Source organism: Litchfieldia alkalitelluris (genome assembly GCF_002153425.1).
Classification (GTDB): Bacteria; Bacillota; Bacilli; order Bacillales; family Salisediminibacteriaceae; genus Evansella; species Evansella alkalicola.
The window spans coordinates 2,042,528-2,064,593 of the sequence record NZ_KZ119600.1; the positions used below are offsets into that span (position 1 = coordinate 2,042,528).

Below are 22,066 nucleotides of genomic sequence, written 5' to 3' on the forward strand. Positions count from 1 at the left end.
AGAATATAAGTAGTTTCTTCGAAACAATGTCTAGCTCCAGCGACGAGCGTTTACTTCACGAGTATGCTTCGAGTTGTCTCGACGGATATGCTACGTAGCATTTGCTAGTAGAGGAAGAGACAGCTGGTTTTCGGCCCAAGAAACTTCCTTCACCTCGTCTACGATAAGTCAACATCAACTCACTCCGTTCGTTGTGTTTCCTTTATCTCACGATAGCTTCTTCGAATTAGCTCCTCCAACGAGCGTTTACCTCACGAATATGCTTCGAGTTGCCTCGACGGATACACTCCAGAGCGATGCTAGTAGAGGAAGAGGCAGTTTTTGTGGCCGATGACCAAGGCGCTTGCGCTTTTCTTTGTAGTGTTTAGAATATAAGTAGTTGCGTCGAAACAGTGTCTAGCGCCGGCGCCGAGCGTTTACTTCACGAGTATGCTTCGAGTTGTCTCGACGGATATGCTACGTAGCATTTGCTAGTAGAGGAAGAGACAGCTGGTTTTCGGCCCAAGAAACTTCCTTCACCTCGTCTACGATAAGTCAACATCAACTCACTCCGTTCGTTGTGTTTCCTTTATCTCACGATAGCTTCTTCGAATTAGCTCCTCCAACGAGCGTTTACCTCACGAATATGCTTCGAGTTGCCTCGACGGATACACTCCAGAGCGATGCTAGTAGAGGAAGAGGCAGTTTTTGTGGCCGATGACCAAGGCGCTTGCGCTTTTCTTACTTATCCTTATATATTTCGCGCATTACATGTGCTAGTTCAGGGACAATTAACTCATTCATAGCTAGCTTTACAGCACCAGATGAGCCAGGAGTGGAAAAAATCGCTGTTGTTCCACGCACCCCTGCAACAGCTCTACTAAGCATTGCTGCAGATCCAATGTCCTTTGTAAAACTCAAATATCTAAAGATCTCCCCAAACCCAGGTATCTCTTTATCCAACATTTGAGAAACTGCTTCATATGTGGTGTCTCTAAAGGTGATTCCAGTACCTCCATTAATAAGTAGCGCTTCTATTCTTTTATTAGCGTCCGCTTCTCTAATGATATGTTGGATAGCACTGAAATCGTCCTTAACAATGCGGTGATCAATCACAGTGTAACCTGCTTCTAACAGTAATGATTTCATCAATTGACCACTTTTATCTGTTTCCAAATTACGAGTATCCGAAACTGTTAATACCATACAGTTAACAGTTGTAGGTGCCTCCTGTTTATGTTCTTGTACGCTCATGTATATATCTCCTTTCTCAGTACATCCCCTATAGCAATGATGTTGATCACTTCTATTGTGTTTACTTTCCTGTTGTTTTTTGTTAAATCATGTATAATATATCTATAGTCATTTCTATTTCTATCTTAACAAATGGTATAAATTCAGTACACAGCTACTGTGCATGAATTAAATATATCTGCTTATTTAAGGTCATACTATTTTCTGTATGTTAAAAGGGAAGCTGGTGAAACTCCAGAACGGTCCCGCCACTGTAAGCGTTTTGACAGCTTTAATATCCACTGTGATCCTTTTTCATGGGAAGGGGAAGCTAGTCGCATAAACGTAAGTCAGGAGACCTGCCTTAAAGTAATTATACCTTCGTGGAAAGGGTGAAGCAGCAGTGGTCTAGAGGATGGGGATTGTCAAATGGATAATCTAACTTATATCTTATTCTGCTGCCATCACTGTCGTTCCATACTTTGGAGCGATTTTTTTAATTCAGTAATGCCCATACAGAAGTAAAGCTTTCCAGCGGAACAGTGAAAGCAAGTAGATTGTAGTTTGAAAGTAGCGTACATAAAAAGGAGCAACGAATGTCGTTAATAAAAACATTTCATAAACCCAAAATTTATATAAGCTATATAGTTATGATTTCTTTATTTTTTGTTTCTGTAATTCTAGGAATCAGTGTCGGTAGTGCCTCCATAACCATAAGTGAAACTATATCAGTATTACTCAGTTTATCAAAATGGATAGAGTTAGACGCAAGTATCAACTCAAGGGTTGCTTATATTATATTAGATATTAGACTTCCAAGAGTCTTACTTGCATCATTAGTAGGGGCATCACTAGCCGTAGCTGGTGCAGCTTTTCAGGGCCTTTTAAGAAATCCATTGGCAGACCCCTACACATTGGGTGCATCTTCTGGTGCAGCTGTTGGTGCAGTCACAGTTCTATACTTCGGAATAAGTATACCTTTCATAGGTATTTTGACTCTCCCTGTTTTTGCAATTTTATCTGGTTTTATTACTTTGATTACAGTAATTTTATTTGCAAGAACAGTGCAGCGCAGTTTGTCGGTTGAAACTATTATCTTAACAGGAATTATATTTAGCTCTTTTTTAGGGGCAATCATTTCCCTATTAATATCTTTAAGTGGAGATGAAATTCGTCAGTTAGTGAACTGGCTATTAGGTTCAGTAGGAATGCGTGGTTGGAATTATGTGTATTTAATTATTCCATTCTTTTTCCTAGGATTTATACTCCTTTTGGCCCATTGGCGAGAGCTAAATGCCTTTGTATTTGGAGAGCAGTCTGCCCATCATTTAGGGATTCATGTGGAGCGAAAAAAATTTGTTATTTTATTTGCCGCTTCCTTATTGACAGGTTCAGCAGTAGCAGTCTCAGGAACTATTGGTTTTGTAGGTCTCGTAATCCCCCACTTTGTAAGGATTATTTGGGGCGCAGACCATAAGCATCTGATTCCTCTCTCTGCATTAGTAGGTGGAATTTTCCTTGTTGTTGCAGATTTAATTGCTAGAACAATCATTTCACCTGCTGAGTTACCAATTGGAGTTATAACAGCATTAATAGGCGCACCTGTTTTTGGGCTCATATTAATTAGTAAGCATCGTGGAAAAATACCGAAATAAGGGGAGAGCGAATTGATAGAAGTGGATAATCTGTCTGGGGGCTATGGTGCATCTCCAGTTGTAAAAGACATTAGTTTTACAGTAGAAAAAGGTACTTTCTTTGGTATTATCGGTCCCAATGGTTGTGGAAAAACAACATTACTAAAACTATTAACAGGAGTACTCCCAAATAAAAATGGATTCATCTACATTGAGGGACGATTATTAGAGTCCTATAACCGCAAAGAATTAGCAAGGAAAATCACTTTACTCCCACAACAGCCTGAAGTCTCCTTTTCATACACTGTTAGGGATGTCATTGCTATGGGGAGGTACCCATATAAAAAAGGATTGTTTCACTTTTTTGATGAAACAGATGAGAAGAAGGTTAGAGAGGTTATCAGACAGCTTGGTTTGGAAAAATACCAGGATCTTCCCCTTCCTTCATTGAGTGGTGGAGAGCAACAACGAGTGTTTTTAGCGAAGGCATTAGTTCAGGAACCTTCAATATTAATTTTAGACGAGCCAACGAATCATCTTGATGTTTCGTTTCAAATAGAATTAATGAACCTTATTAAAGAACTGGTTAATACCCAGAAGGTAACAGTTATAGCAGTTCTCCACGACCTAAACATGGCAAGTTTATATTGTGATCAAATACTGTTAATGAAGGACGGAAGGAGGGTTTCAATAAATGAGCCTAACCAAGTTCTTCATAGTGAAACTTTAGGGGAAGTCTATGGTACTGCGCTTGAGAGAAAGGAACACCCAATTGTCCCAAAGCCTCTGATCACTTTCCAACCAACTGACTTTGGTAAAAAAACGAAATGGAATCTGCAGCAATACGATGAAAGGGATATGTGGGTTGTTGAGTCGAATATATATTTGAAAACACTAACAACTGAAGCAGGAAAAGGGATAAACTGGGTAAAGAGGTTTGAATTTCATAAAAACTTTCATGTAGGATTGGAAAACCAATCAAGCGATAAGTTCATGTACACTGTTCGTAGGGAGATTGAACATGGCAAGCAGAATTTGATAAAGGTACAAAAAGACAATCTTCACGTTTTATCACTAGGGACATTTGATCGTGAAAATGTGTTAGGATTTTTTATTAATGGGTATTTAGGGGAATCAGAGTTTTTTCAAATATTTATGAAAATAGGGCAGTGGTTATCTTCTTTTAGTTCTCCTGAGGAAAACCATGACCCTGTGATACTTTTAGCTGCCACACAAGTGAATAGTGAAGTGTCTATAGAAACAATAGCTGTAGAAATGAAAGAAGCCTTAATTGAAATAGCTGAAAAGAAAAACAAAAAGGAGGAAAACGATGAAAATCTATACGAAAAAGGGTGACGAAGGAGAAACCCAATTAGTAGGAAAAAAGGTGGCGAAAACTCATGAACGGGTGGAGGCCTACGGGACAATTGATGAATTGAATAGCTTCATAGGCGTGACGATTTCAAAAATATCTAGTAAGCATTCTGACATTCATAATGATTTAGTAAAAATTCAGCATGAACTTTTTGATCTCGGAGGGGACCTAGCAAATGTAACGAAAAAGGAAAATTGGGCTGTAAAAGAGGAGTATGTCAAATATTTAGAAAACAGAATAGATGTTTATTGGAATGAATCTCCACCATTAAAAAAATTTATTTTACCAGGTGGTGTCACAGGTGCTGCTGAATTACATGTGTGCAGGACTGTGGCAAGGAGAAGCGAAAGAAAAGTTTTACTAATAAAGGATGAATATCCGATTCCACCCGATGCTTTAAAGTATATAAATCGCCTGTCTGATTATTTTTTTGCAGCTGCAAGGGCAGTGAATTACCGCGAAGGTGGAGAAGATGTATTATATGAGCGTGGCTCCGATGTGTTTAAATGACTTAAAAAAAAGAAACCGACTCTCATAATGACGAGAGTCGGTTTCGTATTACTTAAATATAAATTTCTACTTCGGCATCTTCCATTAATTGCTGAACATAGGAGTCCCATACATAACTTGCTTCTAGCTCCACTAATAGCTCGTCATATTCACCAATTTCTTCCCCATACTGAGCAATAATTTCATCATAATATGCCCTTAAGTTTTCCTCAGTGACATCAAAATCTTCAAAATCAAGATGATCTAAGTCTGTTAATTTTTGAATCTTTAATTGATCCTTTACTTCTTGTCGGAACATTTCATCTGAATAACCTTGTTCTTCCATGGCTGATTGCAACTCTTCTTCTGTTGTATCATATTCAACCAACATTTGTTCAACGGCCATATCGATCTCTTCCTCCGTAGGTTCAATGTCATGTCGGTCAGCTTCTTGAACTAGTACTTTTTCACGAACTATATCATTAAGAAGATCCATTCTTATTTCTTGTAGTGTTTCTTCATATTCATCAGAGTCAAGGTCTATTCCTTGTTGTGAGTAAAATTGCCTCATAGAATCAACCTGTTGCTCCAAAAAATCAAGTGGAATCTCTTCCCCATTCACGATTGCAGCAGCTTCACCATCAGCACTATTTTGTTCTCCTTCATCATTACCTCCACATGCTACAAGAGTGAATATAGCTGCAACAAAAAAAACAATAAAAAAATTCTTTCTTAAAAATAACATTAAAATATTTCCACCTTTCTGTTCCTATAAGAGATATGGACTAGACTATGTTTCACTTTACCACAAGGGAAGAAAAGAATTCAATTTAACAATTATAAAAAATTATGTGGTTATAACGCAAGGTTTTTCGTGAGTCCTAGCTTTCCGCTCTAATTCAATCATTTCATCTACAATAAATTCATATGATACAAGAAAGGAAGGTGATAGGCTTGAAACAATATGTCGTAAAACTTGAGGATACGATTCATAAAGTAAGCTTCTCCCACAATGTATCTGTTAAGGATATTTTAGATTTTAATCCACATCTTCAGGACGGTCGTGCTTACATATATCCAGGTGAGCAGTTATTGATTCCTAATTCGTATCATGGGAAGTTTAAGGAGAAACAGGGAGAATGTGTGAAAGAATTCTCTTTTGGTGATGTAAAAGCATATATAGACAAATGGAGGGGACATCGACTACTTGATGCATCTGTCATTGGTAAAAGTGTACTAGGGTACCCGTTGTATTTGCTGAAAATAGGGAATGGACCTAAAGAAGTATTTTATTCTGGGGGATGGCATGCAAATGAATGGATGACAAGTAAATTTCTTTGTGATTGGATCGATGTTGTATTAGATAACTATGATAAGAATGAGTTATTTTATGGAGATAATCTTAAGAGTATATTTGATAAAGTGACCCTTTATGTAGTTCCTATGGTGAACCCGGATGGGATTAGTTTAGTGCAACAAGGAAATTATCCGAATCACCCATACTATCACACTATAAATAGAATAAATAAAGGAGCACCATCTTTTGATCATTGGTCTGCAAACATACGTGGAGTTGATTTAAATCATCAATGGCCCGCTGGGTGGAAGCAAGAGGCTGATGAGAGTCCGCAAAAACCATGGCCTAGACATTACAGTGGTACATCACCATTAACAGAACCAGAAGTATTAGCCATCTATCACTTAACCTTAAAGCACCATTTTTCTCATGTTTTAGCATTTCATTCACAAGGGCAAGTGATTTATTGGGGTTACAGAAATATGGAGCCTAAAATTAGTAAAGAAATGGTGGATCGATTATCCTTGAGGAGCTCTTATGTACCAGTTAGAACAGCAGACAGTGATGGTGGTTATAAGGATTGGTTTATACAAGAAACAGGTAGACCAGGATTTACAATAGAAGTAGGAGTGGGGACAAATCCATTGCCATTCCGTGCATATGGAGAAATTTGGGCAAATAATGTGGAGCTTGCACTAGAGGGACTAAAAATTTCTATATAACTCATTTGAAACTTCGGACTTACTTATATATGCTTGTCCTAACTAAGGTGATAGATTATGATTATCAAGAAGGATAATTACGATTTTCTTGGAGGAGTAACATGAAGGATTGGATCAAGCATTTAAAAGGAATGCCTTTTTTCGAAGGTTTATCAGATGAAGAGCTAAGCCCTATTATAGAAATGAGTAGAATCAAAGAACTAAAAGATAAAGAGATATTATTTTGGGAAGGAGATCCTAGAAATTATATTTATGTACTCGGGGAAGGTACAATACTTATTAGTAAGCTTACAGAAAGTGGAGAGGAAAGCTTAATCAATGTTTTAGCAGAAGGAGAAATATTCCCCCATTCTGGTTTTTTTGATCAATCTCCATATCCAGGTACTGCAAAAGCAAAAAAGGATGTTGTATTGTTAGCCATCCCAATTGATGGATTTGAAAAACTTATAAAAAATAACCCTGAATATGCTTTTCGAATTATTCAAGTTATGAACCAAAAATTAGTATTTATGCAGAAGAAACTAAATGAAATATTATCATTAAACGTAGAATCACGTCTCAAAGGTGCCCTTGCTCACTTACAAGAAACACAAGGGAATACGATTCGTCTTACACATCAAGAGATAGGGAATATTATTGGTTCAACTCGAGAAACAGTCAGTAGGCAATTAAAAAAATGGGAATCTGAAGGATTAGTTGAAGTGAAAAAGGATCGGATTAAATTAATAAAGGATTTTAATTAAGTGCACAAGGAAAGAGGCTGAGATGTTACGTCCCAGCCTCTTTTAACACTTGCAATTTTCTTATAATCTATTCAAACTTTAATGCGTCACCATCAAATGGCTCATCTGCAATTTTAATGGAGTCTGTTGGACAGCCATCTAATGCATCTTCCATATCTTCGTAAAGCTCTTCAGGTACCTCAGCAGTTCCTTCGTTATCATCGAGGATTACCCAAGCAATACCATCATCATCATAATCATAAATATCTGGTGCTGCTGCACCACATGCTCCACATGCGATACAAGTGTCTTTGTCTACGATTGTATACTTTGCCATAACAAAAACCTCCCATTGAAATTTTATATAGAATCCCTTTATTTGTCTCTTTTTATGTATAAAGGGGTTTGGAGAACGTCTTCCATCCCTTGTGAAAAATGTTCTTCCATACTTTATTGTAAATGGTCCAATATACTTTTTCAATAGGTAAAATAATTGAGAATCCTTATCAGTAAAGGTTTTTGATAGATTGGACACGACAGATAATTTATAATAAGAGAATATATATTGTGTTTGAAGGGGAATAGCTATGTCATTTATAGATTGGTTTTTATTAACGATATTGTCTAAGTTAGAAGGACAACGAAGTGCGGGGGGTGCTTTCCATATATTAAAGGGGAAGCGTTCAGCACAAACAATTCAAGATGTACATCTATTTCATTTGAAAACATATGTTGGTTCCATGAAGGACCTTAGTCGAGAGAACTTCGATAAAAAAATAAATGAGTATATTAAAGTAGGGTTAATTATTAATAATAATGACCATATTTCCCTATCGGTAAAAGGGACGGAAGCTTTAAGTAATTTAAATAAAAGATTTTATTTACCTGAAGGCTATGATGGGTCAAAGTATGAATGGACAGGTTTACGGGAAGTTTTCTGGAATCGCTTATCATTGATTGTTCAGTCTGTTACTCATTTAATAAGGGAGGAACATTCCTTCATTCCTGTTACCTACCAATTAGAGACGCAGAGGTGGGTAAGGAACTTTCTTAAGAATACACCTTTGTCTGTGAAAGAGCTAAGGGATTCCTTATACAATGAGTTATACCAATTTTTGAATACTCTTCCTTCCAGTAGAGCAAACCTATTTACTAATAGGTTGTCAACACCTATTGCGACTGGGAGAACATTTGATCAACTATGTGTTGCTTTTTATGAAGATCCACTATATACGAAGGTATACTTTAATTCTATTATTCATCAATTATTATACCAGGTTTCTGAACGGAAAAAAGAATATGGTCTACTTTCAAAACTTATTCATGATATTGTTTCAACAAAAATGATATCAGAGTCAGCAAAGGAAACTGAAAAACTCCTTAACAAGGGACTTGAATTGGAAGAGATAATGCAAGTAAGGGGTTTAAAAAGGAGTACGATAGAGGATCATTTTATTGAACTTGCTATAAACAACCATGAATTCCCAATCCTTCATTTCATTTGTAAAAAAGATATTGAGGATGTGTTGACTATTGCTTCAAGATTTAACACAAAGCGACTCCGATTCATAAAGGATAAACTAAATAATGATATTTCTTATTTTCAAATACGGCTTGCATTAACGAAAGCTCAGGAGGAAACAAGCATTGGATAAGTTAGACGTGATATTAGAGGAGAAATTTGGTTTTAAAAGCTTCCGACCTGGACAAAAAGACATTATTCAATCTGTATTAAATGGATTAGATGTTCTTGCTATTCTACCAACTGGAGCGGGGAAAACCTTATGTTATCAATATCCTTCAAAAATGATCAGCGGATTGACAATTGTTGTTTCACCTCTATTATCATTAATGGAGGATCAAGTACATCAGCTACGTGCAGCTGGGGACAAAACAGTTTATCAATTGAATAGTATGCTTACTTTTTCAGAGAGGAAATATGTATTGTCTCAGCTTAAAGATGATTCTATGTTATTTATATCACCAGAGATGCTTGGCAGTGAGTATATTCAAAAACAACTAAAAAGTCACCCAGTAGGCCTTTTCGTAGTAGATGAGGCACATTGTATATCACAGTGGGGACATGAATTCCGAACAGATTATTTACGGCTGAAGGAAGTGAGAAAAGCATTGGGCTCTCCCCCTTGTCTCGCATTAACAGCAACAGCAACCCCCGAAGTAGAGGATGATATAAAAAAAGAGCTTCATATGCGTTCACCTGTGGTTCATAGATTTTCTGTAAATCGTGAAAACATAAGGTTAATTGTAGAGGAGGCTAATGGAGTTAAAGAAAAGGAACAGCTTTTTATTAAAAGCCTTGAATATATAGAGACACCAGCAATTATTTATACTGCAACGAGAAACGGTGCAATTGAAATTGCTGAAAAACTTAAAGAAAAGGGAATTACTAATACGGCGTATTATCATGGTGGGATGTCAAAGGAAGACCGTCTGTTAGTTCAATATCAATTCTTAAAGGACGAACTTGATATTATTTGTGCTACAAATGCATTTGGTATGGGAGTAAATAAATCAAATATACGCACTGTTGTACACTTACATTTACCATCTTCTGCTGAACAGTACATACAAGAAATAGGGAGGGCTGGTAGGGACGGAAAACAGAGTAGTTCCGTGTTATTCTTTACAAAAGAAGATAGAAGAGTCCCCCTAAACTTTATTGCACAAGAGTTTCCAACTGAAAATGAATTAAAAGTTTGGTTTCAAAGTGGCTTACACACAAATGGAAGGATAGAAGCTGAAGAACTTAAACAAATTTATCGTATTGATGAAACAAGATGGAAGATGCTTTCCTATTACTTACAAAAAGCAGATATGATTGATGGTGATTATATCTTATTAGAGAAAATAAATGATGATATGCTAAATCGCTTAAACCACCATTTCTTTGGACGAAAAAAGAAGAAAGAAACTCGTTTCGCACTGTTTGAAGAGCTTGTCCTTGGGGAAAATTGTATTCGTAGTGCTATCTTGATGTATTTTGGTGAGGAGCCTTCAAGCCTAAGGGAGAATTGCTGTTCTAAATGTGGTGTTAAACTGACTGACTTAAAAAAGGGTGGTTTAACAAGCGATATTGACAAGGAAGTTTTTTCGTGGGACATTCAACTAAAGAGAATGTTCTTTCCTACTACTGATGGGGGTTCATAATGAAAAAGCAAGGGGAAATCATTAAGCAATTAACTGACCGGGAATTATTACTGAATTTATATATTACACAATTCATTATATTAATTTTAGCTTTTACCTTAAGCAGGTTTTTGTTTGGTACTTGGTTTTATCCACTAGAGTTAATCACGTGGGATCTACAAGCAGTCACATTAGGGGTAATAGCTGGATTGTTAGTTGTATTACTAGAATTAATTCTTGTAAAGTGGCTTCCAAAGCATTATTTTGACGACGGAGGAATAAATGAACGAGTTTTTCAAAAAAGATCATTTCTTCACATTGCATTCATTTCAGCAGTTGTTGCTTTCTCTGAAGAATTATTATTCCGTGGTGTTCTTCAAACATATTTAGGCCTTCTTCCAGCATCTATTATTTTTGCTTTGATACATTTTAGATACCTGCACAAACCATTTTTATTCGTTTTTACAGTAATATTAAGTTTGTTTTTAGGAATTTTATATTGGTATACAGGTAACTTATTAACTGTAATGATATGCCATTTCCTTATTGATTATCTATTAGGCATAGCAATAAGGTTAAAGATCGTTAAATGAAATAACTGTAATGGAATAACCGTCACGAAGGTCGAAGTGTCTTATAGTTGGAATATCATGATAATATGAAATAGGGTGATCCAAATGTCAGTACAATCTCCTCTTGATAATGAGCGAAAAAACATTGAAGAAAATGAAAAAATCTATAGTGGTCAATATGATGATTGGGATGATGAACTAGATGTTTATAGTCTCCCGCCTAGAAGTGAGGTACATCATTCAGGGAAATTAAAAAAAGATACATCAAGTGAAATAAGTCGTTCAAAAGCAAAACAAAAAAAGCAAGAAAAGCAAGAAAAGCAATTTCCACTCGTTAAAGTATTATTAGTACTGTTTATAAGTCTAGTAACAATTATGATCACATACCCAATCTGGAGTGATATGCTATTTTAGACGTATAACTAGTCCACTCTGCATATAATATATAAATTTTATATATATTGATGCGGAGGTTTTGAGGGTGGAGAATAAATATCAAAAAAATGTGAAATCTTACGATACTATTGTACTAGATGCACTAATTGAAGCTAAGATGAAAGAAGTAAAAGCGGAGAAAGATGTAACGAAATGGGGCTATTTCTTCCTTTCTGTCTTATTGGCAGGTGTCGTTTACTTAGTAGTTAAATTAAGCACAGGTGTAGCAGTTGGTTCTTACTTGACCTTTTTATTGTCAGATATCTTCTTATTAATTTGGCTAGGATTACTTTTCATTGGCTTTCACTTTTTTACCATGAAGTCGAAGTACTTCGAGAAGAAAGAAAAAGATTTTGATGAGTTAAAAGAAGATATTATAGATCGGGCCAGTGATATATGGAATTCCCCTGAACTAGAGAGGAAAAAACTGCTTCAATACCAAGAATTAAAAGAAAAGTATGACATCAACCTATATCACAAATAGTAAAAGCCCCAACAGGAGGGCTTTTATTTTTTTTGGCCGATGACCAAGGCGATTGCGCTTTTCTTATTTCTAACTATTTTATGACATATTCTATGATGCGTTGTGAGCGTTTCCACAGTTAGATTATAATTAAGTATAGAATGGGAGAGGGGGTAAGAAATGGAAAGAAAACTCATCATTATTACAGGTCATTTTGGCAGCGGGAAAACTGAATTAGCAATGTTCTATGCAAGTAAAATAGTAAAAACCTCTAAACGGCCTGTTGCTCTTTGTGACCTAGATGTTATAAACCCATATTTTAGGTCAAGGGACTATGGAAAAGAGTTATCTGTTGAAGGTGTACGTCTCATAGCTCCAAAAGGTGAATTGTTAAAAGCGGACTTGCCAATCGTTACTGGGGAGGTAGCTGGAGTAATCGAAAATGATCATTCTCATGTCATTATTGATGTAGGGGGAGATAAGGATGGTGCTTTATCCCTTGGACAATTTTCACATTTGATTAAAAATAGACCGTACGAATTTTGGTTTGTCTTAAATGCTAATCGCCCTTATGTTAGTACAAAGTTAGGGATAATTAATACGATAAATGAAATAGAAAATGCTTCTCGCTTGAAAGTAACAGGAATTATTAATAACACGCATTTGGGAGAAGACGATTATGGTCCTGAAGAGGTAGTGAAAGGGGAATCACTAGCCCTTCAAGCATCAATGGATCTTGGAATCCCATTCCTATTCTCTCTCATTTCCAATGAAGTAAGAAAGAGATGGGGAAGAAATGAATACACCACTAGTTTTAAAGATGTAGAGTATTTTGACCGAAAGCTTTTAGCTCCTTGGAGTAAATAGGAGGGGAGAGGGGATATCATGAGAGTTGTTTTTAACGAAGATTATTGTAAAGGCTGTAACTTATGTGTTGCATTTTGCCCGCAAGCTATTATTCATTTAGCAAATAGACTAAACCAAAAAGGATACCGCCCTGCAGAAGTGATTGAGCAAGAGAAATGTACTAGTTGTGCTGCTTGCGCAAGAATGTGTCCTGACACTGTTATCACAGTTTATCGTCCAGAGAGAAAGAAAGAAAAAGTGTCTTAAAAGGGGAGATGTCAAGTGGGAAAAGTATTAATGAAGGGAAATGAAGTGATTGGGGAATCCGCTATCAAAGCAGGCTGCCATTACTTCTTTGGCTACCCAATTACACCACAGAGTGAGCTTGTAGCATATATGGCTAAACGCTTACCTGAAGTGGGGGGATTATTTTTACAGGCAGAAAGTGAAGTTTCCGCAATAAATATGGTATATGGGGCTGCATCAGCGGGTGTAAGGGTTATGACATCCTCATCAAGCCCAGGCTTTAGTTTGAAGCAGGAAGGGATCTCCTTTTTAGCAGCTGCTAATTTGCCTGCTGTTATCGTAAATATTGCTCGTGGAGGACCAGGACTTGGTAACATTCAACCGGCACAATCAGACTATTTCCAGGTGACCAAGGGAGGGGGACATGGCGATTACTATACTCCTGTACTTGCACCAAGTACATTACAGGAGATCGTTGACTTAACACAGGAAGCATTTAGAATCGCTGATCAGTATCGTACACCAGTAATTCTGTTAGGTGATGGGGTGCTCGGTCAAATGATGGAGCCAGTGGAATTTAAGGAGACTAGTGAAGAGATGCATCTATTTGAAAAAGACTGGGCAACTACTGGAACAGTAGGAGATGGTCCACCTAAGACGATCACCTCATTAGATCTAAATGATGTCTCCCTTGAGGAACGAAACCGTAAGCTTCAGGAAAAGTATGAAACGATCAAGGATCAAGAGGTTAGGGTTGAATCCTATAAAATGGACGATGCTATTTATGGAATCGTAGCTTATGGTACAGTAGCACGTATTGTAAAAAGTGCCGTTGATCGTGCTCGCGAAGCTGGTATGAAGGTTGGACTCATACGCCCTATTAGTCTATGGCCATTCCCTTCTAGTTACATTAGGAAGCTTTCGGAACAGTTACAATTAAATAAACTATTAACAGTGGAAATGAGTGCAGGACAAATGGTAGAGGATGTAAGACTATCAGTGGAAGGTATAGTTCCTGTACATTTTTATGGACGAAATGGTGGCGTCATTCCAACTGTAGATGAGATATATCAGGAAATACTGAAGTTGAAGTATGGGGTGATGGTATGAAGGCTGTATTTGAAAGGACTAGTGGTTTAATAGATAGGGAGACGCACTATTGTCCAGGATGCACCCATGGTATCATTCATCGTCTCGTGGGAGAAGTACTAGAGGAGTTAGATGCATTAGAACAGACTGTTGGGGTAGCCTCAGTAGGGTGCTCTGTTTTATCCTACCATTATTTTAATTGTGACATGACACAGGCCGCCCATGGAAGAGCTCCTGCAGTCGCTACTGGCCTAAAAAGGGTACTACCTAAAGAACGACTTATTTTTACTTATCAAGGTGATGGGGATCTTGCTTCCATTGGGATGGGGGAAATCGTCCATGCGGCAGCAAGGGGAGAAAATATTACTGTTATTTTTGTCAATAATGCGATATATGGGATGACAGGTGGACAAATGGCACCAACGTCCCTCCTTGGACAAAAGACAGCTACAACGCCAGAAGGAAGAGCGGCACAAACACAAGGATTACCAATTCGAGTATCAGAAATGCTTGCTACTCTTGATGGCGCATCATATATAGAACGAGTATCTACACATGATGTACCCCATGTAATCAAAGCTAAAAAAGCAATTAAAAAAGCTTTTCAAAATCAAAAGGACGAGAAAGGGTTTTCTATGGTGGAAATATTATCTACTTGTCCTACGAATTGGGGACTGAATCCGGAAGAGTCAATGCAATGGGTGAAGGACGAAATGGTACCTTACTATCCACTAGGTGTATACAAGGATCATTCCTATAAAGGAGATGGTGTCTGATGAAAGAGGAGATCATCATTGCTGGATTCGGTGGGCAAGGAGTTATGTCCATGGGTCAAATATTGACTTATGCTGGTATGAAAGAAGGGAAAGAAGTCTCCTGGCTTCCGTCCTATGGACCAGAACAGCGTGGAGGAACTGCTAATGTCTCTGTCGTAATTAGCGATAAGACGGTAGGGTCCCCAATCATAGATAGCCCTTCAACTGTAATTGTATTAAACAACCCTTCCTTTGAAAAGTTCGAGCCACTTGTTAAAGCTGGAGGAAAGCTGTTTATTAACAGTGATCTCGTTACTAAGAAGAGTGAAAGAATTGATATTGAAGTTATCGACATTAAAGCCACATCGATAGCAGATAAAGTAGGTAACCCACGCGTAGCTGGATCAGTAATTCTTGGTGCATATATTGAAAAAACTGGTATAATTACTAGGGATAGTTTAATTACTGCATTAATACAAGTATTAGGAGTAGGAAAAAATCATTTGATTTCAGTAAATGAAGCTGCTTTTGATGCAGGTAAAAATATCCTCCTTGAAAACGTATAAGCATAATGAGAATGTACATTCATTGAGTTGAAGGAGCGTGTTGTTATGGGTCATGAAGTAAAATCAGATATTGAAATTGCTCAAAACGCAAAGATGGTTCCAATTAAAGAATTAGTAAATGAATTAAATATAACAGAAAATGAATGGGAGCCATATGGCCATTATAAGGCAAAGCTTTCCCTATCCTTAATGGAACGACTGGAGAAGGAAGAAGACGGAAAAGTTATTCTCGTTACGGCAATTAACCCGACTCCAGCTGGTGAAGGAAAATCCACAGTAACTGTAGGACTAGGGCAGGCACTTAATAAAATTGGCAAAAATGCAATCATCGCACTTAGAGAACCTTCTTTGGGCCCAACGATGGGAATTAAGGGTGGGGCAGCAGGAGGCGGTTTTTCGCAAGTAGTTCCAATGGAAGATATTAATCTTCATTTTACAGGGGACATTCATGCCATTACGACAGCTCACAATGCACTGGCTGCAATGATAGATAATCATATTCATAGGGGCAATGAACTAAAGATTGATGTCCGTAAAATTGTTTGGAAACGTGTTTTAGATATGAATGATCGCTCATTAAGGAACATTGTCATAGGACTAGGTGGTTCTTTACATGGGGTTCCCCGTGAAGATGGGTTTGATATTACTGTAGCATCTGAAGTGATGGCCATATTATGTTTATCAAAAAATCTTGCTGATTTAAAAGAGAGAATTTCTAAAATAGTAGTAGCATATAACCTAGACGGAGAGCCTGTTACTGTGAGGAATCTAGGTGCAGAAGGAGCAATGACGCTACTACTAAAGGAGGCCATAAAGCCTAATTTAGTTCAGACATTAGAGAACACGCCTGCTTTAATCCACGGCGGTCCATTTGCAAATATTGCCCATGGTTGTAATAGTGTTATTGCGACAAAGCTAGCTACGAAGTTAGGTGACTACGTTGTTACTGAAGCTGGATTTGGAGCAGATTTAGGAGCAGAGAAATTTTTAAACATAAAAACAAGAGCTGGAGAAATAAAACCTGACTTAGTAGTAGTAGTTGCAACTATTCGAGCATTAAAAATGCACGGTGGTGTGCCAAAGAATAAGTTAGATGAAGAGAATGTGGAAGCCCTTCAATCTGGTTTAGGAAACCTTGAAAAGCATGTGGAAACGATGAAGGAATTCGGCTTACCACATGTTGTAGCAATTAATCGTTTTATTCATGACACGGATGAGGAAATACAAACTTTAACGTCGTGGTGTGAAGCACAAGGGGTTAAGGTTGAATTAGCAGATGTATGGGCAAAAGGGGGAGAAGGAGGCACCTCCTTGGCAGAGCGGGTAGTTAAAGAAATTGAACAGTCTTCAAATAACTTCAAGCCATTGTATGAATTAAATCAGTCCCTAAAAGAAAAAATTGAAACAATTGCGAAGAAAGTCTATGGGGCAAAGGATGTTGAGTTTTCCGCAAACGCCCTTAAACAAATGGAATCCTTAAAGGAAAATGGTTGGGACAATCTACCCGTTTGTATGGCGAAGTCGCAATATTCCCTTTCAGATGACCCCAAAAAACTAGGGCGTCCAAAAGACTTTGTGATACATGTACGTGAATTGAAGCCATCTATTGGAGCAGGATTTATCGTTGTCCTAACTGGTAATGTCATGACAATGCCAGGACTTCCGAAAGAGCCTGCTGCATTGAAAATGGATGTAGATGGAGATGGCCGTGGAGTTGGGTTGTTTTAAATTGGTTGATTAACGGGGAAAGGTGTGTAAAAGGTTAATACCTTCTACACACCTTTTTTTCATAAAGACTACCATGGATTCAGTCTGAGAAAATGTGAAATATATTAAATCCTAAACATATAATGAAGGACAAAAACTTTTTCTAGATTAAAGGGGTAGACAATATGAGAAGAATAACTATATTAGTTCTTCTTAGCATCATAGGTCTTCATATTTTCTCAACTAAATTCAATGAAATATTTTTCCCGTTTTCAAGTCTTTACATGATGGAATCTTTGGTCTTTGAACCATTTTCCTGGTTTTTCGCACTGATTGGGTTTATGATAAGTTTCCTTAGTTTTGCTAAAATGATTTTCAAATTACAATTTCCCTTATTAAAAAGGACAGATCGTATAGAAAAAATTGTTTATTTAATTGTGATTGTTATTTCTATTCTCTTGTATAGAGTACCTGCATTAGTCGTTTTATTAGTCAGTATCATTTATGCATCTATGGATATGAATGATCACTCCAAGAAGATAAAAAGATACTTAAGTAAGGAAAAAGTATAAGAAAATTTCCATATATCAGTTACATAATTTTACAGACAGGGACTTTTTAACTATACTAAAGCTTAGAGTATGTCGAAGTAGGTGAAAACATGGAAGGTAAGTATAATATAAAAGCGGTCTCCACTATGCTTGGAATACAATCCGGTACACTTCGGGCTTGGGAAAGGCGATATAAGATCATTGAACCAAAAAGGAATCATGTTGGGCATCGCCTCTATACAGAAGAGCAGGTTTCAATTTTAAAATGGCTTTTAAATAAAGTGAATAATGGTTTTACAATTGGACAAGCTGTCGGCCTGTTAGAACAAGAGGGTGTTGAGAATATATCAACGACAGAATCTGGAGATGACCAAGTGGTTAACCTTTGTCAAGATTTGTTAACCTCTCTTTTAAACTTTGATGAAGGACAATGTAATCAAGTATTAGACCGTGCCTTTGGCCTATTTTCAATTGATAAAGTAGTGTCGGATGTTATTGGTAAAGTGTTAGTGCAAATTGGAGACAAATGGTACAATCAAGAAATTACTATCGCAGAAGAACATTTTGCTAGTTCCTATTTACGGTCTAGATTAGGTACGGTCATTCAGTCGATACCGAACATAGGATATATGCCAAAGTGTGTTTGCGTGTGTACGCCTGGTGAATTACACGAACTTGGCCTTTTAATGTTCTCAATACATTTAAAGCAAAAAGGTTATGATGTTATTTTCTTAGGAAGTGGGATTCCGAAAGATGATATTGAAAAAGTACTTCTAAAGGTAAAACCAAAAGTTCTTTTCCTATCTTGTACTCAGCATGAGAAAGTGGCTAGTACATTAGAGCTTGCAAGTGCAGTTAAAGATTCCAATCCAGATATACAAATAGGTTTAGGTGGTAGAGGAATGGATGCTATATCAGTGTTAGAAAAGGTAAACCATAAAGATTTGTATGTTGGAAAAACAACTGAAGAATGGGATTTGTGGTTAAGGAAGCTAACAGAGTAATTTATCTAGGTATCTGGTCGAACCAAAAACATGCTCTGAACATAGTTTAAAAGTATAACATGTTTTGGAATTACTGAGGAGGACCGACCATGCGCCTGGAGCGGTTAACATCTGATAAAATAAAAATATTTTTAACCTTTGATGACCTCCGTGAGAGGGGCATATCAAAAGACGAGATATGGATGGACATTCCAAAGGTTCATGATCTATTTCGTGATATGATTTCAGAAGCCAGTGATGAGTTGGGATTCGATGCAGAAGGTCCAGTCATTGTAGAAGTCTTTTCATTGCCGTCTCAAGGGTTAGTTGTAATAGTTACAATAACAGAGGATGATGAAGATACTTTTGATGATTCTTTTATCGAGCTTCAAATTACAATGGATGTTAATGAATCATTTATCTTTAAGTTTGATTCAATTGAAGCTGTTATCCAATTGGCAAAAGAGTGTGATCGGCTACGTATAGAAAACGGTACACTCTATTATCATGATGATAGTTATTATCTGAAACTTCAGGAGACAGATGCTGCCCCATTGAAGATGGAGAACTTTATTCCCCTTATAGTTGAATTTGGTGAAAGTGCAACGATTACCACCTATAAGTTAGAAGAATACGGAAAAACAATTATTCCATATAAGGCATTAAAAATGCTCAATGTGTATTTTAATTAAGGAAGCTCCTAATATAATTAGGAGTTTTTTATATAGATTGATGGTACAAGAATTAATAAACAATAGTGGAAATATACAATTAGATTATTTATAGTAGTAAGTAGGAATGTATGAATTATAAAAATACGCTTACATTGCACAGAGGTGAAAGTAATGGTTGGAAATGATAAAGTAGGTCGCAATGTTAAAAGAGAAGAACCAAAACAACGGAAGCAGGATGTACTGGAGTCCACCAGATTTATAATAAAAAAGGCTTTGGATAGATTAGGCTATCCGGAAGAAGTTTACGAGCTAATGAAAGAACCATTGAGAATGATGACAGTAAGAATACCTGTCAGAATGGACGATGGATCTATTAAAATTTTTACTGGTTATCGGGCACAGCATAATGATGCAGTTGGCCCAACAAAAGGTGGAGTACGGTTTCACCCAGATGTCAGCGAATTAGAAGTGAAAGCGTTATCGATATGGATGAGTCTAAAGGCAGGAATAGTTGACCTTCCGTATGGTGGGGGAAAAGGTGGAATCGTTTGTGATCCGAGGGAAATGTCTTTTCCAGAACTTGAGCGTCTAAGTCGCGGATACGTTCGTGCAATAAGTCAGATCGTCGGACCGACAAAAGACATTCCAGCCCCTGATGTTTTTACAAACTCACAAATAATGGCTTGGATGATGGATGAATACAGTAGAATGAAAGAGTTTGATTCTCCTGGTTTTATTACTGGAAAACCTATTGTATTAGGGGGATCACATGGTAGAGAGTCTGCGACAGCTAAAGGAGTAACTATTTGTATACGAGAAGCAGCTAAGAAGAAGGGAATTAACCTCGAAGGTGCTCGTATTGTCATTCAAGGTTTCGGAAACGCAGGGAGTTTCTTAGCTAAATTTATGCACGATGCAGGAGCAAAAGTAGTTGGTATTTCAGACGTGTACGGGGGACTCCACGACCCAGAAGGTCTAGATATTGACTATTTATTGGATCGTAGAGATAGCTTTGGAACAGTTACTAAATTATTTAAAAATACGATTCCTAATCATGAATTACTAGAACTTGATTGTGATATTTTAGTACCAGCAGCTATTGAGAACCAAATTACTGAAGAAAATGCAAATAAGATTAAAGCAGAAATTATCGTGGAAGCAGCTAATGGACCAACTACAATTGAAGCAACAGAAGTTCTTAATGAACGGGGCATACTCCTTGTACCTGATGTTCTTGCTTCTTCTGGCGGAGTAACAGTAAGTTATTTTGAATGGGTACAGAATAATCAAGGATTTTATTGGACGGAAGAAGAAGTTGAGGAACGTCTAGAAAAGGTGATGGTATCTGCCTTTGAAAATATATATAAGGTAGCTTCACAACGAGGGGTTGATATGCGTTTAGCTGCCTATATGGTAGGTGTAAGAAAAATGGCCGAAGCAAGCCGCTTCAGAGGCTGGATATAATAGTTAAAAACGATCCTTTCCAATATTGGGAGGGATTTTTTTTGAAAAAAGACATTTCCTGTATCATAATAAAACAGAACTTAATTTATCGAAGAGGTGTAAGTATTGATGAAACAAGAGAAGGTTATCATTATTGGAGCAGGTCCATGCGGTTTAGCTGCGGGGATTGCACTCCAAAACATTGGGATAGATCCCTTAATTATTGAAAAAGGTAATATAGTTAATGCATTATATCATTATCCAACACATCAACAATTTTTTAGTACAAGTGAAAAGCTTTCAATCGGCGATATTCCTTTTTATAGTGCAGAAAGAAAACCAAAACGAAATGAAGCGCTTGTTTATTATCGTCAAGTAGTGAAGGAAAAACAGCTACGTATTCATGCTTATGAACGTGTAAATCGGGTAGAAAAGAACGAAAAAGGTGAGTTTCATGTACATTCAACGTCTACAAGTGAAAATCACTATAAAGCAAGTTATGTCATTGTTGCAACAGGATATTATGACTCCCCAAATCTACTTGGGGTTCAAGGAGAAAATCAACCACATGTTTTACATTATTTCAAAGAAGCCCATCCTTATTTTGATCAAGATGTCGCAGTAATTGGTGGGAAAAACTCTGCTGTAGATGCTGCCCTAGAGCTTGAAAAGGCAGGAGCTAGGGTCTCTGTTTTTTATCGGGGAAATGACTATTCAAGTAGTATAAAGCCATGGATTTTACCAGAGTTTGAATCATTAATTAAACATGGTCATATTAATATGTTCTTCAACTCAAATATTATTAAAGTCAATCCTTCGACTATCCTAGTTTCAAATAATGGAAAGGAAGAGGAGCATAAAGCAGACTTTGTTTTTGCAATGACTGGATACCACCCAGATCATTCCTTCATAGAAAACATGGGGGTGAAGATTGACCCTCATTCAGGTAGACCAAGTTTTAATGATGCATCAATGGAGACGAATGTTGATAACATATTTATTGCAGGGGTTATTGCAGCAGGAAATAATGCAAACGAAATTTTTATTGAGAATGGACGTCATCATGGTGAGAAAATAGCTAATACGATCAAAACGAAAGAACTGAGAAGTTAATTAGTTTAAGTGGAGGAATGGTAAG

At 37.1% G+C, this 22,066-nt stretch carries 24 protein-coding genes and 1 riboswitch; of the genes, 21 read left to right on the top strand and 3 right to left on the bottom strand.

Translation table 11 applies throughout. The annotated features are described in order from the left end of the window. Positions 1-720: 720 nt before the first annotated feature. Positions 721-1,233 carry a MogA/MoaB family molybdenum cofactor biosynthesis protein gene (locus BW724_RS09740; RefSeq protein WP_088075038.1) on the bottom strand — a complete coding sequence of 171 codons (513 nt, stop codon included), beginning with the start codon at positions 1,231-1,233 and terminating at the stop codon, positions 721-723. Positions 1,234-1,405: 172 nt separating this feature from the next. Beyond that, positions 1,406-1,594, top strand: a riboswitch (cobalamin riboswitch). A gap of 214 nt (positions 1,595-1,808) precedes the next feature. Between BW724_RS09740 and BW724_RS09745 the strand changes: the two genes are divergently transcribed. Genes BW724_RS09745 through BW724_RS09755 form a run of 3 tightly spaced genes read left to right on the top strand, consistent with a single transcriptional unit; the run spans position 1,809 to position 4,731 of the window. After that, the gene (locus BW724_RS09745; RefSeq protein ID WP_088075039.1) at positions 1,809-2,867 is read left to right on the top strand and encodes a FecCD family ABC transporter permease; all 1,059 of its coding nucleotides are present in this window, start codon (positions 1,809-1,811) and stop codon (positions 2,865-2,867) included. A 21-nt stretch (positions 2,868-2,888) separates the two neighbouring features. Next, the gene (locus tag BW724_RS09750) at positions 2,889-4,202 is read left to right on the top strand and encodes an ABC transporter ATP-binding protein (RefSeq protein ID WP_235849071.1); all 1,314 of its coding nucleotides are present in this window, start codon (positions 2,889-2,891) and stop codon (positions 4,200-4,202) included. Next, entirely contained in the window at positions 4,177-4,731 is a 555-nt protein-coding gene (locus tag BW724_RS09755) for a cob(I)yrinic acid a,c-diamide adenosyltransferase (RefSeq protein WP_088075041.1), read from the top strand. Before BW724_RS09750 ends, BW724_RS09755 begins: the two co-directional genes overlap by 26 nt. 52 nt (positions 4,732-4,783) lie before the next feature. Here BW724_RS09755 and BW724_RS09760 read toward each other — a convergent pair whose 3' ends face one another. Continuing rightward, on the bottom strand, positions 4,784-5,455 hold the full coding sequence (locus tag BW724_RS09760; protein ID WP_088075042.1) for a SurA N-terminal domain-containing protein: 672 nt from the start codon (positions 5,453-5,455) through the stop codon (positions 4,784-4,786). Positions 5,456-5,664: 209 nt separating this feature from the next. On the opposite strand from BW724_RS09760, the gene BW724_RS09765 reads away from it, so the two are divergent. Together BW724_RS09765 and BW724_RS09770 are read left to right on the top strand one after the other, a co-directional pair. Beyond that, on the top strand, positions 5,665-6,729 hold the full coding sequence (locus BW724_RS09765; RefSeq protein WP_088075043.1) for a M14 family metallopeptidase: 1,065 nt from the start codon (positions 5,665-5,667) through the stop codon (positions 6,727-6,729). 101 nt (positions 6,730-6,830) lie between these two features. After that, a complete protein-coding gene (locus BW724_RS09770) occupies positions 6,831-7,472 on the top strand; it encodes a Crp/Fnr family transcriptional regulator (protein WP_088075044.1) in 642 nt (213 codons plus the stop codon). Between the two features lie 67 nt (positions 7,473-7,539). Here the strand turns inward: BW724_RS09770 and BW724_RS09775 are convergent, their stop codons facing one another. Next, complete coding sequence (locus BW724_RS09775; RefSeq protein WP_088075045.1) at positions 7,540-7,788, bottom strand: ferredoxin; 249 nt, start codon at positions 7,786-7,788, stop codon at positions 7,540-7,542. A 250-nt stretch (positions 7,789-8,038) separates the two neighbouring features. On the opposite strand from BW724_RS09775, the gene BW724_RS09780 reads away from it, so the two are divergent. From BW724_RS09780 to BW724_RS09855, 16 genes are all read left to right on the top strand, one after another. Continuing rightward, the gene (locus tag BW724_RS09780; protein WP_088075046.1) at positions 8,039-9,106 is read left to right on the top strand and encodes a YpbB family protein; all 1,068 of its coding nucleotides are present in this window, start codon (positions 8,039-8,041) and stop codon (positions 9,104-9,106) included. Next, positions 9,099-10,619 (top strand): RecQ family ATP-dependent DNA helicase, encoded by a 1,521-nt coding sequence (locus BW724_RS09785; RefSeq protein ID WP_088075047.1) that lies wholly within the window; start codon positions 9,099-9,101, stop codon positions 10,617-10,619. The genes BW724_RS09780 and BW724_RS09785 overlap by 8 nt, the downstream gene beginning before the upstream one ends. Beyond that, a complete protein-coding gene (locus tag BW724_RS09790; protein ID WP_176371362.1) occupies positions 10,619-11,191 on the top strand; it encodes a CPBP family intramembrane glutamic endopeptidase in 573 nt (190 codons plus the stop codon). The genes BW724_RS09785 and BW724_RS09790 overlap by 1 nt, the downstream gene beginning before the upstream one ends. 84 nt (positions 11,192-11,275) lie before the next feature. Continuing rightward, positions 11,276-11,584 (top strand): hypothetical protein, encoded by a 309-nt coding sequence (locus tag BW724_RS09795; protein WP_088075049.1) that lies wholly within the window; start codon positions 11,276-11,278, stop codon positions 11,582-11,584. Positions 11,585-11,651: 67 nt separating this feature from the next. Continuing rightward, positions 11,652-12,089: a DUF2663 family protein gene (locus BW724_RS09800; protein WP_088075050.1), complete on the top strand. Its 438-nt coding sequence runs from the start codon at positions 11,652-11,654 to the stop codon at positions 12,087-12,089. 159 nt (positions 12,090-12,248) lie between these two features. Beyond that, positions 12,249-12,935: an ATP-binding protein gene (locus tag BW724_RS09805; RefSeq protein WP_088075051.1), complete on the top strand. Its 687-nt coding sequence runs from the start codon at positions 12,249-12,251 to the stop codon at positions 12,933-12,935. 18 nt (positions 12,936-12,953) lie between these two features. Continuing rightward, positions 12,954-13,181, top strand: a complete 228-nt coding sequence (locus BW724_RS09810; RefSeq protein ID WP_235848937.1) for a 4Fe-4S dicluster domain-containing protein — start codon at positions 12,954-12,956, stop codon at positions 13,179-13,181. 15 nt (positions 13,182-13,196) lie between these two features. Next, the gene (locus tag BW724_RS09815; RefSeq protein WP_088075053.1) at positions 13,197-14,270 is read left to right on the top strand and encodes a 3-methyl-2-oxobutanoate dehydrogenase subunit VorB; all 1,074 of its coding nucleotides are present in this window, start codon (positions 13,197-13,199) and stop codon (positions 14,268-14,270) included. Beyond that, positions 14,267-15,025: a thiamine pyrophosphate-dependent enzyme gene (locus tag BW724_RS09820; RefSeq protein WP_088075054.1), complete on the top strand. Its 759-nt coding sequence runs from the start codon at positions 14,267-14,269 to the stop codon at positions 15,023-15,025. Before BW724_RS09815 ends, BW724_RS09820 begins: the two co-directional genes overlap by 4 nt. Further along, positions 15,025-15,570, top strand: a complete 546-nt coding sequence (locus tag BW724_RS09825) for a 2-oxoacid:acceptor oxidoreductase family protein (RefSeq protein WP_088075055.1) — start codon at positions 15,025-15,027, stop codon at positions 15,568-15,570. Before BW724_RS09820 ends, BW724_RS09825 begins: the two co-directional genes overlap by 1 nt. Positions 15,571-15,615: 45 nt before the next feature. After that, on the top strand, positions 15,616-17,298 hold the full coding sequence (locus tag BW724_RS09830; protein WP_088075056.1) for a formate--tetrahydrofolate ligase: 1,683 nt from the start codon (positions 15,616-15,618) through the stop codon (positions 17,296-17,298). 164 nt (positions 17,299-17,462) lie between these two features. Continuing rightward, positions 17,463-17,849, top strand: a complete 387-nt coding sequence (locus BW724_RS09835) for a hypothetical protein (RefSeq protein ID WP_088075057.1) — start codon at positions 17,463-17,465, stop codon at positions 17,847-17,849. A gap of 89 nt (positions 17,850-17,938) precedes the next feature. Beyond that, a complete protein-coding gene (locus BW724_RS09840) occupies positions 17,939-18,832 on the top strand; it encodes a MerR family transcriptional regulator (protein WP_088075058.1) in 894 nt (297 codons plus the stop codon). An 89-nt stretch (positions 18,833-18,921) separates the two neighbouring features. Further along, complete coding sequence (locus BW724_RS09845; protein ID WP_088075059.1) at positions 18,922-19,503, top strand: genetic competence negative regulator; 582 nt, start codon at positions 18,922-18,924, stop codon at positions 19,501-19,503. Between the two features lie 153 nt (positions 19,504-19,656). Further along, positions 19,657-20,949, top strand: coding sequence for a Glu/Leu/Phe/Val family dehydrogenase (locus BW724_RS09850; RefSeq protein ID WP_088075060.1), 1,293 nt, complete (start codon positions 19,657-19,659; stop codon positions 20,947-20,949). A 108-nt stretch (positions 20,950-21,057) separates the two neighbouring features. Next, positions 21,058-22,041: a YpdA family putative bacillithiol disulfide reductase gene (locus tag BW724_RS09855; protein WP_088075061.1), complete on the top strand. Its 984-nt coding sequence runs from the start codon at positions 21,058-21,060 to the stop codon at positions 22,039-22,041. Positions 22,042-22,066 lie beyond the last annotated feature (25 nt).